The organism is Leeuwenhoekiella aestuarii (genome assembly GCF_004104055.1).
Lineage (GTDB): Bacteria > Bacteroidota > Bacteroidia > Flavobacteriales > Flavobacteriaceae > Leeuwenhoekiella > Leeuwenhoekiella aestuarii.
Window position 1 is genome coordinate 982,569 of the sequence record NZ_QOVJ01000001.1, and the last position, 15,683, is coordinate 998,251.

Sequence of the window (15,683 nt, forward strand, 5' to 3'; positions counted from 1 at the left end):
AATAGGTTGCTATAAATTTCCAAAAAAAACAGCAATTAAACAAAGTAATCTGCAATTTTTTATTAAAATCATAAATTATCATTTTCATAACTCCAGATCAGCCATTTCCAGATTACAGCCTTGCAGATGCAGACGGACTGCTGGCAGTGGGTGCAGATCTATCGGTAAAGCGTTTGGTTGATGCTTATTCTAAAGGAATCTTCCCGTGGTATAATGATGGTCAACCTGTTTTATGGTGGTCTCCAGATCCCCGAATGGTTCTGATTCCTGAAAATATTCACGTGTCTAAAACCATGCGAAAGGTCTTACGGGAAGAACGGTTTAAAGTGACTTTCAATACGGCTTTTTTAGATGTGATCTTAAATTGTAAGCGTATTGAACGCGATGGTCAGTACGGTACGTGGATTACTAATGAAATGGTTGATGCTTATCTAGAACTCTATAAACAAGGTTTCGCAGAATCTGTTGAGATATGGGAAAGCGGCACATTAGTAGGCGGTCTTTACGGAATCAATTTAAAAGAAAAGAAGGTCTTTTGTGGCGAAAGTATGTTTGCAAAAACCAGCAATGCTAGTAAAGTAGCTCTGATTACTTTGGCACAAAATCTTCAGAAAAACAATTACAAATTAATAGATTGCCAGGTTTATACAGAGCATCTTGAAAGTATGGGAGCAGCTGAGATATCCAGAGCAGAATTCTTATCTGTTTTAACCTAGTGCTTTCACTTCAGCATATCTAAAGCAATTCACCTCATGGTCGTTTACCATTCCGGTAGCTTGCATATGCGCATATATAACGGTAGAACCGGTAAACTTGAACCCTCTTTTTTTTAGATCTTTTGAAAGTGCATCGCTAATCGCTGTTGTTGCCGGTGCGTCTTTGTAATAGGCTACCAAATTTTGAACGGGTTTATTATTTACAAAACTCCAGATGTATTTTGAAAAACTACCAAATTCTTCCTGCGTTTTCATAAAAGCTTTGGCGTTAGAAACTGTTGCCTGAACCTTCAACTTATTTCTAATGATTCCGGGATTATTGAGCAGCTCTTCAAGTTTAGATTCAGAATAATTAGCGATCTTTTTATAATCAAAATTATCAAGCGCTTCGCGGAAGTTTTCGCGCTTGCGCAAAATAGTGATCCAACTCAACCCTGCCTGAAAGGTTTCTAAGATCAAGAATTCAAAAAGTCGTGCATCGTCATAAATCGGCACGCCCCATTCTGTATCATGATAGGCCTCATAGAGTTTGTCGCCCACGCACCAGCCACATCTGTGTTTTTCCATAAATTAAGTTTAAGACCTTAAAGATATTTAATCTTGCGCGAGTAGTTTATTTTAAGGTTGTAAGTTCACTAAAAAAACTGCGACTTTTTCTTTATGACTATAACTACCTTAGAAAAGCAAGATCTGGTAACCAAAGCATTTAAAAATGCGATGAACTATGCAGATTATCGCTTACTTGTTGAAAACCACGCAGAGTCGTTTACCAGCACCGGCCATACGCAAACTGAAGCTTTATCTAATTATACCGTTCTCAATTACCGCAGGATGAAACGTTGGGATAAGACTATGCGTTTTACTGAAGAGCAACAAAAGCTCATTACTGAATTAGACCGACCTTTAAATTGGTTAGTGATTACAGAAAGCTGGTGTGGTGATGCACCACCGGCAGTGGCAGTTATGCAGAAGATAGCAGAACTACAGCCGGCGATAAATTTAAAATTGGTTCTTCGGGATGAAAATCCACAGTTGATGGATGCTTTTTTGACTAACGGCTCTAAGTCTATACCCAAGCTTATTATACAAGACCCTAAAAATGATTCTGTTTTGATGAATTGGGGTTCGCGTTCTCAGGCGGCTCAAAAGCTGGTTGATGATTTTAAGGAAGAAAATGATGTGGTTACGGCAACTTTTAAAGAAAGTTTGCAACAGTGGTACAATCAAGATAAAGGAAAATCGGTTTTTAAAGAATTAGCCGAAATCTTACGCGTCCTCAACCTTGAAACTCGAATGTAATAGAGCCTAGCTGAGAATCTCGCTCACTTTTATTAAAAATAGCTTTCTCAGCATATTCTAAAGCTTGATCTACCAGACACCCGTTTGTTGTGGTTGATGCTGCTTTATTAAAATAAGCTTTCATAATTCCACCTACACCATTTACCTGAATGTTGATAACCACTTTTCCTGTGGCATCACAGGTATAAACAGGATTCGGAATTTGTATCGCATTTCGATCTTTAAGCTGATAGGTAACTGTGCTTCGTCGGTAACTTGAAGTATTTACCTTAGAAATCTTTTCTGTTTTTTCAGTATCCCCAGAAGATTGTTGCTGACTTCTTTTTTGACGCAATGCAGCAATTCGGGCTTGATAATCGGGATAATTCTCATCTTCTCCTTGATCATCTTCAGAGGCCGTTGTATTTTCTGAATCGGTTTTTAAAGCATTATCTACTTCACTTTGCTGACTAAAATATCGATTGGCTTCTCGTTTCAACCTGTTGCTGTTTTGAGCCTGATTAGTCATTTGCTGCGTTTGTTGTAACTCTTCTTCGTTAAGAAGTTCTGGGAGTTCTTCTTCTGGATCATCCTGAATTATGGGAATGGGAATAAATTCTTCTACCTGAGAAGTGTCGTAAGGTGCCACCGTAAGAAAGAGAAAAACAATCACAAAGATACTGGCACCGGTAAAGGTGATCAACATTGCTTTATCTTCAGGTGATAGTTTCATCGGTTCAAAAATACAAAAACACGGCGTGTGCAGCTGTTAAACAAAACGGAAGAAACACAGAGGAATTGTATTATGCTTCAGCCTGTTTTAAGGCTGTTTCAAAATTTTCTAAGGATATAGCGTTAGCGACATCAAAATCACCAATTTTTGTTCTGCGCAAAGCGGAAAGATGTCCGCCACTTTCTAAGGCTTTACCAAAGTCGTGCGCAAGTGATCTAATATACGTTCCCTTACTGCAGCGTACGCGGAAGTGAACTTCAGGAAGCTTAATTCGGGTAATTTCAAATTCTGAAATTTGCACTTCTCTACTAGGAATCTCAACTTCTTCACCAGCTCTCGCAAATTCATACAGACGTTTTCCTTCTTTTTTTAAAGCAGAAAAAACAGGTGGTTTCTGCTGTATAGTTCCAGTGAATTGCGCAGTTGCATTTTGGATCAAATCATCATGGAGGTGTTCTGTTGGGAAGGTCGCGTCAATTTCGGTTTCTAAGTCGTAAGAGGGTGTTGTGGCTCCTAGAACAATAGTGCCTGTATATTCTTTTTCCTGACCCATAAATTCTTCTATGCGCTTGGTGAACTTACCGGTGCAGATGATTAACAAGCCAGTTGCTAATGGATCTAAGGTGCCGGCGTGACCTACCTTAATCTTTTTGATCTTATAGGCCTTGCGAATGAGCCAGCGTACTTTGTTTACCAACTGAAAAGAGGTCCAATTGAGCGGTTTGTCAAATAACAAAACCTGACCCTCTTTAAATTGTTCTTCGGTAAACTGCATACGTATTTCTATTAATGATTTTTATTCAGGTGAAAGTTGGTTATAAATTATAGTAACCAAAACTTACTGCAATGATTCCTACGATCAGACAATAAACTGCAAACCAAGAAAGCTTACTCTTTTTAACCAATTTGATCATCCAGGTACAGGCGATAAGACCACTTACAAAAGCAGCTACAAAACCTATAGAAAGTGCGGTGAAGTTACCCGATTCAGTAGTGATCTCACCACCTAAAATATCTTTAGCGATTTTTCCAAAAATTAACGGAACCACCATTAAGAATGAAAACCGAGCAGCTTTACTTTTATCATTTCCTAATAAAACCGAGGTTGAAATTGTAGCACCGCTACGAGAAATTCCGGGAAGCATAGCGATAGCCTGAGCTATACCGATTACAAAAGCATTGCGATAGGTTACCGGTTTTTGAGTGTCTTTTGCTTTATCTGCTAACCAAAGCAATAAGGCGGTAATGATGAGCATCATTCCAACTAAAAGAATATTTCCGCCGAAAAGTGATTCGAGTTGCTCTTCAAAAAAGAGTCCTATAAACACCGCAGGGATCATCGAGATAATGATTTTTAAAGAAAATTGTGTTTCTTCATTCCATTTAAACTGAAACAAACCTGTTATGATTTTAAGGATGTCTTTCCTAAAAACGACCAGCGTACTCAAGGCAGTTGCAAAATGAAGTACTACGGTAAAGAGTAAACTTTCTTCCGGTAAGGTGCTGTCTCCTAAAATCGCTTTTCCCAGCTCGAGGTGACCACTTGACGATACCGGTAAAAATTCGGTAAGTCCTTGAATAATACCCAGTATTATTGCGTCAATTATATCCATTTAAAAAGGTTGAAAGGAGGTTAGTTGGCGTTTTTATTCTTATCAGGATTCAGCAATATCGCATACACTTCAATCCCAAACCCTATTAAGACCAAAGCAGGAGCCAGGCGTATGCGTCTCCAGTTGTAAATCTCCGGGTTAAAAACATTAGGATCATCGCTGCCGCCACCAGACATTAAAATAAAGCCAAGTGCAATAACACCTAGACCTATCAACATCACTTTATAATTTTTCTTTTTAAAAATAAAACTACTGCGGTGCAGTTCGTTTTGCTTTTTACGCTTTTGTTCTCCCATTTTTAAAGGGTTAAATGTTATGATTTAAAAGACACGATGTCTTTACCTAATAGTATAATTCGTCTGTTCTTAAATTTAAGAAACGCTGTGTGGCTAAAAACGTACTGAACCACGTTATAATAACGCTTGCCATAAACACACCCACAAATAAAATAGCGAGAATTACAGGATCAGCAAGTAGTTCAAGTTCAGGAAAGGTCTGGTTTAAATAATATAAAACCGCAGCCATCCCTGCCAGAGCAATTAATGCGCCTACCATTCCCAGTTTCATACTCAGCCAGATAAACGGGCGGCGAATAAAACCTTTTGTAGCGCCTACCATTTGCATGGTTTTTATGGTAAATCGTTTAGAGTAAACTGAAAGTCGTATCGCAGAGTTGATGAGCAAAACAGCGATGAGCGTAAATACGCCGCTGATGATCACAATCCACAAACTTATTTTTTTGATATTATCGTTGAGTAAAGAGATCAAGGGTTGATCGTAGTTTACTTCTTCCACAAAATCTTTTGCGAGTAAATTGTCGGCAAATTCTTTTACCTGAGCGGCATCTACAAAGTCAGCTTTGAGGTAAACGTCAATAGAGTTCTGCAGTGGATTGTACCCCAGAAAATCCATAAAATTCTCTCCTATTTCTTTGCTGTGTTCTTCTGCGGCATCTTCCTTAGAAACAAACTGAGTCGATTTTGTATAATCTGCTAGTGCCAGTGTTTTTTCAAGTTGTTTGATCTCAACATCTTTGGCGTCATCTTTTAGATAGATCGTAAGCGCGATTTGCTCCTTAAAATGATCAGCAACTTTTTTAGAATTCAGTACCAGAAGTCCCAGCAGACCGAGCAAGAAGAGCACCAACGCAATACTTAAAATCACCGAAAAATAAGATGAGATCAATCTGCGACGTTGAAACTTTTCAAAAGATGATGACATATTGCTGCTTAAAATTTAGATACCACTAGTGGGCAAAAATACTAAAGTTCGTGCTTCTTAAACGTACGCTTTTCGCATTTTGTATTTTTATATCAAAGCTTTCGCTACTTTCAGTGTTTATAACGGTTGAAAGACCTTATAATTAAAAGCTTAACCCTTAAAATGATAAACTAATGAACATTTTAATATACGGAGTAGGAGGAGTAGGCGGCTATTTTGGTGGAAAATTAACTAAAACCAATAATCATATAACTTTTATCGCTCGCGGAAAGCATCTGGAAGCGATTAAACAAAATGGATTGCAGGTAACTAGTTATAAAGGCGATTTTGTAGCGGAACCCGATCTGGCTACTGATGATCTCGGCGAAATTCCTACTCCGGATTTAGTGATTCTTGGTGTGAAATCTTGGCAAGTTCCTGAGAGTATTAAAGCTTTAAAACCGTATGTAAAATCTGAAACCGTGTTTTTACCCTTGCAAAATGGTGCTGCAAATGCAGAGAAAATTCTCGAGGTTTTGCCCAATGCTCAGGTTTTAGGAGGATTGTGCAGAATTGTAGCTTTTAAAGACGGTCCCGGTAAAATAAAACATCCTACGTTTGAGCCAATTATAATATTTGGAGAACTCAACGGCAGTCTTACTGACCGCATAAAAGCCCTTCAGGAATTGTTTCAGGAAGCTGGTTTTGTGAGTGATTCAGTAGAAAACATTCAGGTTGAGATCTGGAAGAAATTTTTATTCATCTGTACGATAAGCGGTATTGGCGGATTAACCCGCGTGCCTATGGGTAAAATACGTTCTAGCGAATACCTGTTCCAGATGATGAAAGATACTGCCCGAGAGATTTTTAAAGTAGCAAAAGCCAAAGGAATAAATCTAACAGAAGCCCATATGGATTCGGTTTTTGAAGTGATTCAAAATCAAGATGCAGAGGTTACTGCTTCCACCCAACGGGATATTATGGAAGGCAAACCCAGTGAACTCGACAATTTTAATGGGTATATCGTTCGTGAAGGGAAACGGTTGGGCGTGCCAGTGCCAGTAAACGAACTCATTTATGAGTGCTTATTACCTATGGAAAAAGAGGCTCGAAAGTTGTAGTGATTTTTTGCTCATCACTTATTTTCCATTATGATTCGATTCAGCATTATTCTTTGTCTTTTTTTAATGCATTTGAATGTATTTAGTCAAAAACAAGAAAGAGATTCTCTGGAATTGTGGACCATGTTTACAATTGGGAATTTGGTGAATACAAAAGCGCATGAATTTGTGGCTCAGGGTTTACCAATTAAAATCATGCACAAAACTGGCGATGTTTTTTGGGAAACGGAAGATGAGGATGCTGTATTTAAAACAGAAATAGAATTCATCGAGGCGCATAACGATTCCGTTTGGACAGCATTAGAAAAACAAGGTTTCAAATTTCCAGAAGAACGCTACAATGAGAATTTTCAGATTGAACGAACTAATTTGGAGCTAGCTCTAAAACTTTTCAATGAAAGTCCGCTGATTAAAACCTATTATGAGAATCGCCCCAGGAATAGATTTCCAAATGTTGGTATTAAAAAGATTACGGCTGGTGTTTATGGAATAACGGTCGGGTCATTTGACGTTGAAAATCCTGTAAATACCTATAAGGACGAATTTCTAGGTAAAATAGATATCAAGACCAGACAAACCTCCATTCAGAAACTTTAGCATAGGAGTTTAATAATCGTAAATTTGCCGCTTCTAAAAAGACTTCGCAGGTTTTGAAAACCTGTGAGGTCCGGAAAAAATGAACTCACGATGAATTACGATTTTAACGCGATTGAAAAGAAGTGGCAACAGTTTTGGAAAGAACACAAAACCTTTGAAGCCCAAAACAACATCGATAAGCCTAAATATTATGTGCTTGATATGTTTCCCTATCCCTCGGGAGCGGGCTTGCACGTGGGGCATCCGCTGGGATATATCGCCAGTGACATTTACGCGCGTTACAAGCGTCATCAGGGGTTTAATGTCTTGCATCCACAGGGATATGACTCGTTTGGACTTCCGGCGGAACAATATGCGATTCAAACCGGGCAACACCCGGCAATCACTACCGAAACCAATATTGCCCGTTACCGCGAGCAACTGGATAAAATCGGTTTTTCGTTTGACTGGAGTCGCGAGGTACGCACGTCTAACTCTGAATATTACAAGTGGACGCAGTGGATTTTTATTCAGCTTTTTGAAAGTTGGTACAACAACGACAGCAACAAAGCGGAACACATCGATACACTAATCGCCAAATTTGAAGCTGAAGGAAGTGCTTCGGTAAATGCCGTGTGTGATGAAGATGTAGAAGCTTTTACTGCTGAAGATTGGAATAACGCTTCTGCGAAAGCGAAACAAGAAATACTACTTAAGTACCGCTTAACCTACCTCGCAGAAACCGAAGTGAACTGGTGTCCGGCTTTGGGTACCGTATTGGCAAACGATGAGATTGTTAACGGCGTTTCAGAACGTGGCGGGCATCCCGTAGTGCGTAAAAAAATGACGCAGTGGAGTATGCGCATCAGCGCCTACGCGCAACGTTTATTAGACGGTTTGCAAAATATAGACTGGCCGCAGCCGCTTAAAGATTCACAAACCAACTGGATTGGTAGAAGTAAAGGAGCTTCTGTGAAATTTAATGTCACTTCGAGCGCAGTCGAGAAGTCTTACGAAGTTGAAGTCTTCACCACCCGTCCCGACACCATTTTTGGGGTGACTTTTATGACTCTGGCACCGGAGTTAGACCTGGTGCAGGAGGTTACCACACCTGAGCAAAAAGCGGAGGTTGATGACTATATTGAGGCGACGGCTAAACGTAGCGAGCGCGAGCGTATGGCTGATGTCAAGACCATTTCGGGGGCATTTACCGGGGCTTATGCTGAGCATCCATTTACAAAAGAGCCCATCCCGATCTGGATAGGGGATTATGTGCTGGCCGGTTACGGTACTGGTGCGGTGATGGCCGTGCCTTGCGGGGATCAGCGGGACTGGGATTTTGCCAAGCATTTCAATATTCCCATTAAGAATATTTTTGACGGAGTTGATATCAGTGAGCAGGCTTACGCCGAAAAAGACAATACACCACTTAAAGATTCTGACTTTTTAAACGGACTTTCGTACAAGCAGGCGCTTCCTAAAGCGATTGAAGAATTGGAGAAAATTGATGCCGGTAAGGGAAAAGTCAATTATCGTCTGCGTGATGCGGTGTTTAGCCGTCAACGCTATTGGGGCGAACCCTTCCCGGTTTATTATGTGGACGGTATGCCGCAAATGATTGATGCGAAATACCTGCCATTAGAACTACCCGAAGTAGAAAAATACTTACCCACCGAAGAAGGGGAGCCGCCACTAGGCCGCGCTGATGTTTGGGCCTGGGACACCAACCAACATAAGGTGATAAGCAACGATAAAGTTGATAACGAAACCATTTTTCCTCTTGAACTAAACACCATGCCCGGCTGGGCAGGAAGCAGCTGGTATTTCTTCAGATATATGGAGAAAGCCTTGCGTGACGAGACTTTTGCCTCAAAAGAAGCGATGGACTATTGGCAGGATGTAGATTTATACATTGGCGGTAGTGAACACGCGACAGGTCATTTACTATACAGCCGCTTCTGGGTGAAATTTTTAAAAGACCGCAGTTTTGCACCGGTTGAAGAACCTTTTAAAAAGCTGATCAATCAGGGAATGATTTTGGGAGAGAGTGCTTTTGCACAGTTTTATCTTTTGAATTGTTATAATATTTCAGATGGAGATGTTTCAAAAGATGTTCCAAGGCCTGAACTATATTTCTTATCAAAGGAAGAATATCAAGAAGGTCTCAATGGCACTGTTCCCCAAAAGATATACGAATTACTTGAAAAGAAAAATGGACCTAAAGAATCTTGGACTTTTGATGTTAAAATTGGAGCTTCTGATTGTCTAAGAAGACATATTGATATAAGTTTATTAATAGGTACTTCTGATAAATTGGATTTAGAATTGTTCCGAAAGGATAAGCGATACAAAGACCTTAAGGATTCAATTTTATTAGAAGATAATTACGAAACTTCAAGAGAGGTCGAAAAAATGTCTAAATCCAAATACAACGTGGTGAATCCCGATGATATTTGTGAAGAATACGGGGCTGATACGTTGCGTATGTATGAGATGTTTTTAGGTCCGTTGGAGCAGGCAAAACCCTGGAATACGGCTGGAATCACCGGCGTACATAACTTCCTGAAGAAATTGTGGAAACTATACCATCAGGTGGACAAAGCAGGAAATCTGGGCGAATTTGAAGTTTCAGATGCGCCGGCTTCTAAAGAGGCGATGAAAGTGCTTCATAAAACCATCAAAAAGGTACAGGAAGATATTGAGAACTTCAGTTTTAATACTTCAGTATCTACGTTTATGATCGCGGTTAATGAGCTTTCGGCGTTAAAATGCAACAACCGCGAAGTGCTGGAACCTTTGGCGGTTTTGATTTCGCCTTATGCGCCGCACATCGCAGAAGAATTGTGGAGTTTATTGGGTCACGAAGGTTCGATTGCAACGGCTCCGTTTCCGGAGTTTGACGCCAAGCATTTGGTAGAAAGCAGCAAAGAATACCCGATTTCGTTTAACGGTAAAATGCGATTTACGATGGAGCTTCCACTAGGTCTTTCTAAAGAAGAAATCGAGAAAGCAGTACGTGCTCACGAGAAAACTCAGGAATATCTGGGCGGTCGCGAACCTAATAAAGTCATTGTGGTTCCCGGGAAGATCGTGAATTTTGTAGGCTAGCCCCTTAACCCCAAAGGGGGAGTTGAAATAGGAAATGCAAAATTTGAAATACGAGGTTTCAGATTTCTGGAATTCTCAGTGTCACATCGAGCGCAGTCGAGATGCTGCCTTTAAACGTGCCGGTCTCTGAGTGGCGCGACGAAAGGAGCGGTGTATCGAAGTGACCGTCAAAAAGACAGCCCTTATTTTCGGCTTATTTTTTGCTAATTATTGATTAGTTTTAATACACTAAAATTTAAAATTATGTTTGGAGGATATATGGGTTACTACATTCTGGTGGGTATTATCGCACTGGTAAGTTGGGCCGTAAGTAATAAATTAAAAAGCAAGTTTAAAGAATACTCACAGATTCACTTGCAAAATGGGATGAGCGGTGCTGAGATTGCCCGCAAGATGCTTAGTGATAACGGGATTAATGACGTAAAAGTCATTTCGGTACAGGGTCAGTTGACCGACCATTACAATCCCGCCAATAAAACGGTAAACCTGAGTGAACCGGTGTACAATCAGCGTAATGCCGCTGCGGCTGCGGTAGCAGCACACGAATGTGGCCACGCCGTGCAACATGCAAAAGCCTACAGTTGGTTAACCATGCGTTCTAAATTGGTACCTGTAGTTAGCGTGGCTTCGCGGATGTCTATGTTTGTAATTATAGGTGGTGTGGTGTTGATGTCAATTATTGGCTCTGGCCTTGGGATGACGGTAGCGCTTATCGGTTTAGGGCTTTTTGCAATGGGTACGATCTTCGCGTTTATTACGCTTCCGGTAGAATATGATGCCAGTAACCGTGCTTTGGCCTGGTTAGAGTCTTCAAATATGTTGACGCGTCAGGAACACGACGGCGCAAAAGACGCGCTTAAGTGGGCGGCACGTACGTATGTGGTGGCTGCGATCGGTTCGCTGGCAACCTTATTGTACTTCGCGTTGCAGATTTTTGGCGGAAGACGCTAGTGCTTAAAAGCACATCATAAAAAAAGAAAAACCCCATCAACAGGATTTTGTTGATGGGGTTTTTTATTGCAATTATTTTAGATTAATCCAGTATCCGGATTACAAAATAATTTTTCTTACCGCGTTGTAAAAGTACAAAGCGTTTGTTTATTAAGTCATCGGTAGTGATCGTATGACCATCTACTACTTTTTCCTGATTTACAGAAATCGAGTTTTGTTTTATAGCACGACGTGCTTCTCCGTTAGAAGAAAGGAAACCGGTTTTTTCGGCTAATGCGACTACAATATCCAGTCCGGCTTCAATCTCGCCGCGACTTACTTCCGCTTGCGGCACTCCTTCAAAAACATCTAAAAAGGTCTTTTCATTAAGCGCCTTAAGGTTTGCAGCAGTAGACTTTCCGAAGAGAATTTCTGAAGCTTTAACCGCATTCTCATAATTTTCAAGACCGTGCGTGCTTATGGTCACTTCTTCGGCCAGACGTTTTTGCAAACCACGTTGGTGTGCCGCTTCCTGATGCTCAGCGATAAGACTTTCAATTTCTTCTTTTCCTAAAAAGGTGAAGATTTTGATGTATTTAGCTGCATCTTCATCGCTTGTGTTCAACCAATATTGATAGAATTTGTAAGGCGAAGTGCGTTCTGCATCTAACCAGATATTGCCACCGGCAGTTTTTCCAAATTTGGTTCCGTCTGCTTTGGTTATGAGCGGGCAAGTCATAGCATACGCCTTGCCGCCACCTATTCTGCGCACCAATTCAGTTCCCGTGGTGATGTTACCCCACTGGTCGCTTCCGCCCATTTGCAGTGTCAGATCTTTCTCGCGGTAAAGGTGTAAAAAGTCATAACCCTGAACAAGCTGGTAGGTAAACTCCGTAAAACTCATGCCTTCAGCAGATTCTGCAGACAAGCGTTTTTTAACCGAATCTTTAGCCATCATATAGTTTACGGTGATGTGTTTACCCACATCACGTATAAACTCGAGAAAGCTAAAATCTTTCATCCAGTCGTAATTGTTAACCAGGACGGCTGCATTTTCTTCATCAGAATCAAAATCTAAGAAGCGTGACAGTTGTTCTTTTATAGCTTCCTGATTGTGACGCAAGGTTTCTTCATCAAGCAGATTACGTTCATCAGATTTCCCTGAAGGATCACCAATCATACCCGTGGCACCACCAACAAGAGCAATAGGTCTGTGGCCACTTGCCTGAAAATGTTTGAGCATCATAACTCCTACAAGGTGACCTATGTGAAGCGAGTCTGCAGTAGGGTCGATCCCTACATATGCCGAACGCATTTGTTCCATCAGGTGTTCTTCGGTGCCCGGCATCACATCGTGAATCATACCGCGCCATTTTAGCTCTTCTACAAAATTACTTATCATAATTGCTGTTTTCTGCGTCTTTACTTGATATCGAGATTTAAATACTTTCATTTCAATAGCTATTAAACTGAAATCGAGTTCTGATTTAATACCTATTCTACTTGTCCTAAAGACAATTTACTAGCTGGCAAATATAAATATAATGCGCAAGCCACCACGACAAGAAAGTAAGAATATCACTAACTTCGCAGCTATGATTTTAGTAACGGGAGGTACTGGTTTAGTGGGTTCGCATTTGCTGTGGGAATTACTTGCACAAGGCGAAAGAAATATTCGTGCTATTTACAGAACCCAAGAAAAAATTGATCCGGTCAAATCGCTTTTTAAGTGGAAAAATGAGCAGTCAGAATCAGCTGCAGATTTTTCTAAGATCGAATGGATACAAGGAGATGTTACCGATATTGCTGCTTTAACCGAAGCATTTTCGGGAATTACATACGTTTATCATTGTGCGGCGCTGGTGTCATTCAATCCAAAACGTTTTGATACACTTCAAAAAATCAATGTAGAAGGCACTGCAAATGTGGTAAACCTTTGTCTTAATCATAAAATTGAAAAACTTTGTTATGTGAGTTCGGTGGCGGCATTAGGAGACAGTCAAAAAGCAGTTACTGAAGAGACTCATTGGGAAGCTAAAAAAGAAAATAGTGTTTACAGCATTTCTAAATTTGCTTCAGAGATGGAAGTCTGGCGTGGTACTCAGGAAGATCTTGATGCTGTAATCGTAAATCCGGGAGTAATTTTGGGAGAAGGTTTTTATAAAGGAGGAAGCGGAGCACTTTTCACTAGGGTACACAAGGGATTGAAGTATTCGGTTCCCGGTTCTACTGGATTTGTAGATGTTGAAGATGTTGTGCGAGCTATGATTCTATTGATGCAAGCTTCGGTCAAAAACAAACGATTTATTCTGGTGGGCCATAATCTGAAATTCAAAATAATTTTAGATCAAATAGCTAAAGCTTTAGGTGTGGCGCTTCCGAATATGGAATTAAAAAAATGGCAGTTAGATCTGGCCTGGAAGTTAGACTGGTTCGCGAGTCTTTTTGGGAAACGCCGCAAGTTAACTAAAAGCACTGCAAGATCAGCATATACAGAAAGTGTATACGATAATTCTAAGCTTAAAAAAGAGTTGGGTTTTGAATATCGTGATATAGAATCTACAATAAGTCGTGTTGCGAAGCATTTAACTGCTCACGGGAGCTAATATAGAGTCGTTAGCAGGAGTATTAGATGATTTTTCTTTTAGTTTTTTAAATTTTGCAGCGCGCTCTATAGAGTCTCTTTTTGATTTACTCTCTTGTAATCTAATGCTGTCTAATTCATTTTGTTTGAACTGCAACGCATCCCGTTGGGCGGTTAACCGCTCACCTACTTCTTCCCAAATTGCAGTATATTCATTAAAATTCACTGAATAATAATCAATACTTTTTGCAAGCTGCAGACTGTCAATATCATATTTCTTATAGATGTATGAATCTGGCTGAAGGCCTAAAGCAAGCATATCATTTACACTATACGTTTTAAGCGCTCGCATCAATGAGATATCATACAAGATATCTGTCATTTTATCTTTATTGATAAAATCATCAGGTTTTTTAGGAGTTTTAACTTCGTTACAACTCAAAATGAAAACCAAACTAAACAGCGCTAAAACTACTCTTTGTATCATCTATTAAAGGTTAAACGCTGTGCGTGACGCTCATCGTATACTTTAAAGTTTTTATAGGCTAAACGGCCGTTTACAAACGTATGTGAAATGCGTGATTTAAAAGTGCTACCTTCAAAAGGAGACCATTTGCATTTGTATAAAATATTATCTGTAGTAACCGTCCACGGATTATTGAGATCTACTAAAACAAGATCTGCATAATATCCGGGTTTGATGTAACCTCTCTTTTCCACTTCAAAAAGTATCGCAGGGTTGTGACACATTTTTTCTACAATCTTCTCCAGGCTTATTCTACCCTCGTGATACATCTCTAGCATTGCAGGTAGTGCGTGTTGTACGAGCGGGCCGCCACTGGGAGCTTTAGTGTATACGTTTTGTTTTTCTTCTAAAGTATGCGGCGCGTGGTCTGTTGCGATCACATCAAGGCGGTCATCCAGTAAGGCTTCCCAGAGGGCATCCTGATCTTTTTGTGTTTTTACAGCAGGATTCCATTTTATGAGCGTTTGTTTTTCGTCATAATCTGCATCAGAAAACCACAAATGGTGAATACAAACTTCTGCTGTGATCTTTTTATCTTTTAACGGAGTCTTTTTATCAAAAAGCTCCATTTCTTTAGCTGTTGAAAGGTGAAAAACATGCAAGCGAGCACCAGTTTCTTTAGCTAATGCGATTGCGCGTGAAGAAGATAAATAGCAAGCTTCGTCACTACGAATTATAGGGTGCATGTTAATAGGGATATCATCACCGTAGCGCTCTTTGTAAATTTCAAGGTTTTTGCGAATGGTCTCTTCATCCTCGCAATGCACCGAAATAAGAAGGTCTGTACTTTTAAAAATCTCACGCAAAACAGCCTCATCATCTACAAGCATATTTCCTGTAGAACTACCTAAAAATAATTTGAGCCCCGCTACTTTAGTTTTATCAACTTTTTTAATCTCCTCAAGATTATCGTTTGTGCCGCCAAACATAAAGGAGTAATTCGCATAAGAGGTCTCAGCAGCTCTGCTGAATTTCTCCTCAAGTTTTTCGATTGTAGTGGTCTGTGGGATGGTGTTAGGCATTTCTATAAAAGAAGTAATACCTCCGGCCACAGCAGCACGTGATTCTGATTCTATGGTTGCTTTATGGGTAAGTCCCGGTTCTCTAAAATGAACCTGATCATCAATCACGCCCGGTAAAAGGTGTTTCCCTTCCGCATCAAATACATGCACATCAGGTCCTTTAACGCTGAGATTTTGACTTATCTCTTGTATAATTCCATTTTCGATATAAACATCACCACGCATGATGGTGCCTTCGTTTACAATATGTGCATCTTTGATAAGTACCTTTTCCAT

Annotated in this window: 16 protein-coding genes; 7 read left to right on the top strand and 9 right to left on the bottom strand. The window is 40.2% G+C overall.

Annotated elements, in window-relative coordinates:
• Nucleotides 1–77: 77 nt before the first annotated feature.
• Nucleotides 78–716, top strand: coding sequence for a leucyl/phenylalanyl-tRNA--protein transferase (gene aat, locus DSM03_RS04400; RefSeq protein ID WP_128759785.1), 639 nt, complete (start codon nt 78–80; stop codon nt 714–716).
• Here aat and DSM03_RS04405 read toward each other — a convergent pair.
• Nucleotides 708–1,283, bottom strand: a complete 576-nt coding sequence (locus DSM03_RS04405) for a DNA-3-methyladenine glycosylase I (RefSeq protein WP_128759786.1) — start codon at nt 1,281–1,283, stop codon at nt 708–710. The two genes, aat and DSM03_RS04405, sit on opposite strands and share 9 nt — an antisense overlap.
• Before the next feature lie 93 nt (nt 1,284–1,376).
• Here DSM03_RS04405 and DSM03_RS04410 point away from each other — a divergent pair, with 93 nt between their 5' ends.
• Entirely contained in the window at nt 1,377–2,015 is a 639-nt protein-coding gene (locus DSM03_RS04410; protein WP_128759787.1) for a thioredoxin family protein, read from the top strand.
• On the opposite strand, the gene DSM03_RS04415 is transcribed toward DSM03_RS04410, so the two are convergent.
• The 5 genes from DSM03_RS04415 to DSM03_RS04435 all read right to left on the bottom strand — a co-directional run bounded on the left by DSM03_RS04415 (nt 1,993) and on the right by DSM03_RS04435 (nt 5,561).
• Nucleotides 1,993–2,727: a hypothetical protein gene (locus DSM03_RS04415; protein ID WP_128759788.1), complete on the bottom strand. Its 735-nt coding sequence runs from the start codon at nt 2,725–2,727 to the stop codon at nt 1,993–1,995. The genes DSM03_RS04410 and DSM03_RS04415 overlap by 23 nt on opposite strands.
• Before the next feature lie 70 nt (nt 2,728–2,797).
• Nucleotides 2,798–3,502, bottom strand: coding sequence for a tRNA pseudouridine(55) synthase TruB (gene truB / locus DSM03_RS04420; RefSeq protein ID WP_128759789.1), 705 nt, complete (start codon nt 3,500–3,502; stop codon nt 2,798–2,800).
• Nucleotides 3,503–3,542: 40 nt separating this feature from the next.
• On the bottom strand, nt 3,543–4,340 hold the full coding sequence (gene uppP / locus DSM03_RS04425) for an undecaprenyl-diphosphatase UppP (RefSeq protein WP_128759790.1): 798 nt from the start codon (nt 4,338–4,340) through the stop codon (nt 3,543–3,545).
• Between the two features lie 20 nt (nt 4,341–4,360).
• Nucleotides 4,361–4,636, bottom strand: a complete 276-nt coding sequence (locus DSM03_RS04430) for a DUF3098 domain-containing protein (RefSeq protein ID WP_073096283.1) — start codon at nt 4,634–4,636, stop codon at nt 4,361–4,363.
• Nucleotides 4,637–4,682: 46 nt separating this feature from the next.
• Nucleotides 4,683–5,561 (bottom strand): cell division protein FtsX, encoded by an 879-nt coding sequence (locus tag DSM03_RS04435; RefSeq protein WP_128759791.1) that lies wholly within the window; start codon nt 5,559–5,561, stop codon nt 4,683–4,685.
• A gap of 173 nt (nt 5,562–5,734) precedes the next feature.
• Here DSM03_RS04435 and DSM03_RS04440 point away from each other — a divergent pair, with 173 nt between their 5' ends.
• From DSM03_RS04440 to DSM03_RS04455, 4 genes are all read left to right on the top strand, one after another.
• Nucleotides 5,735–6,661 carry a ketopantoate reductase family protein gene (locus DSM03_RS04440; protein ID WP_128759792.1) on the top strand — a complete coding sequence of 309 codons (927 nt, stop codon included), beginning with the start codon at nt 5,735–5,737 and terminating at the stop codon, nt 6,659–6,661.
• A 66-nt stretch (nt 6,662–6,727) separates the two neighbouring features.
• Nucleotides 6,728–7,258, top strand: coding sequence for a hypothetical protein (locus tag DSM03_RS04445; protein WP_128759793.1), 531 nt, complete (start codon nt 6,728–6,730; stop codon nt 7,256–7,258).
• 90 nt (nt 7,259–7,348) lie between these two features.
• Nucleotides 7,349–10,345 carry a leucine--tRNA ligase gene (locus DSM03_RS04450; protein ID WP_128759794.1) on the top strand — a complete coding sequence of 999 codons (2,997 nt, stop codon included), beginning with the start codon at nt 7,349–7,351 and terminating at the stop codon, nt 10,343–10,345.
• Nucleotides 10,346–10,588: 243 nt separating this feature from the next.
• A complete protein-coding gene (locus tag DSM03_RS04455) occupies nt 10,589–11,296 on the top strand; it encodes a zinc metallopeptidase (protein ID WP_201740404.1) in 708 nt (235 codons plus the stop codon).
• Nucleotides 11,297–11,378: 82 nt separating this feature from the next.
• Here DSM03_RS04455 and tyrS read toward each other — a convergent pair whose 3' ends face one another.
• A complete protein-coding gene (tyrS, locus tag DSM03_RS04460; RefSeq protein ID WP_128759795.1) occupies nt 11,379–12,677 on the bottom strand; it encodes a tyrosine--tRNA ligase in 1,299 nt (432 codons plus the stop codon).
• 142 nt (nt 12,678–12,819) lie between these two features.
• Between tyrS and DSM03_RS04465 the strand changes: the two genes are divergently transcribed.
• Entirely contained in the window at nt 12,820–13,881 is a 1,062-nt protein-coding gene (locus tag DSM03_RS04465; protein ID WP_236638706.1) for an NAD-dependent epimerase/dehydratase family protein, read from the top strand.
• Here DSM03_RS04465 and DSM03_RS04470 read toward each other — a convergent pair.
• Both DSM03_RS04470 and DSM03_RS04475 read right to left on the bottom strand, forming a co-directional pair.
• Entirely contained in the window at nt 13,861–14,346 is a 486-nt protein-coding gene (locus tag DSM03_RS04470; RefSeq protein WP_128759796.1) for a DUF4296 domain-containing protein, read from the bottom strand. The two genes, DSM03_RS04465 and DSM03_RS04470, sit on opposite strands and share 21 nt — an antisense overlap.
• Complete coding sequence (locus tag DSM03_RS04475; RefSeq protein ID WP_128759797.1) at nt 14,343–15,683, bottom strand: dihydroorotase; 1,341 nt, start codon at nt 15,681–15,683, stop codon at nt 14,343–14,345. The genes DSM03_RS04470 and DSM03_RS04475 overlap by 4 nt, the downstream gene beginning before the upstream one ends.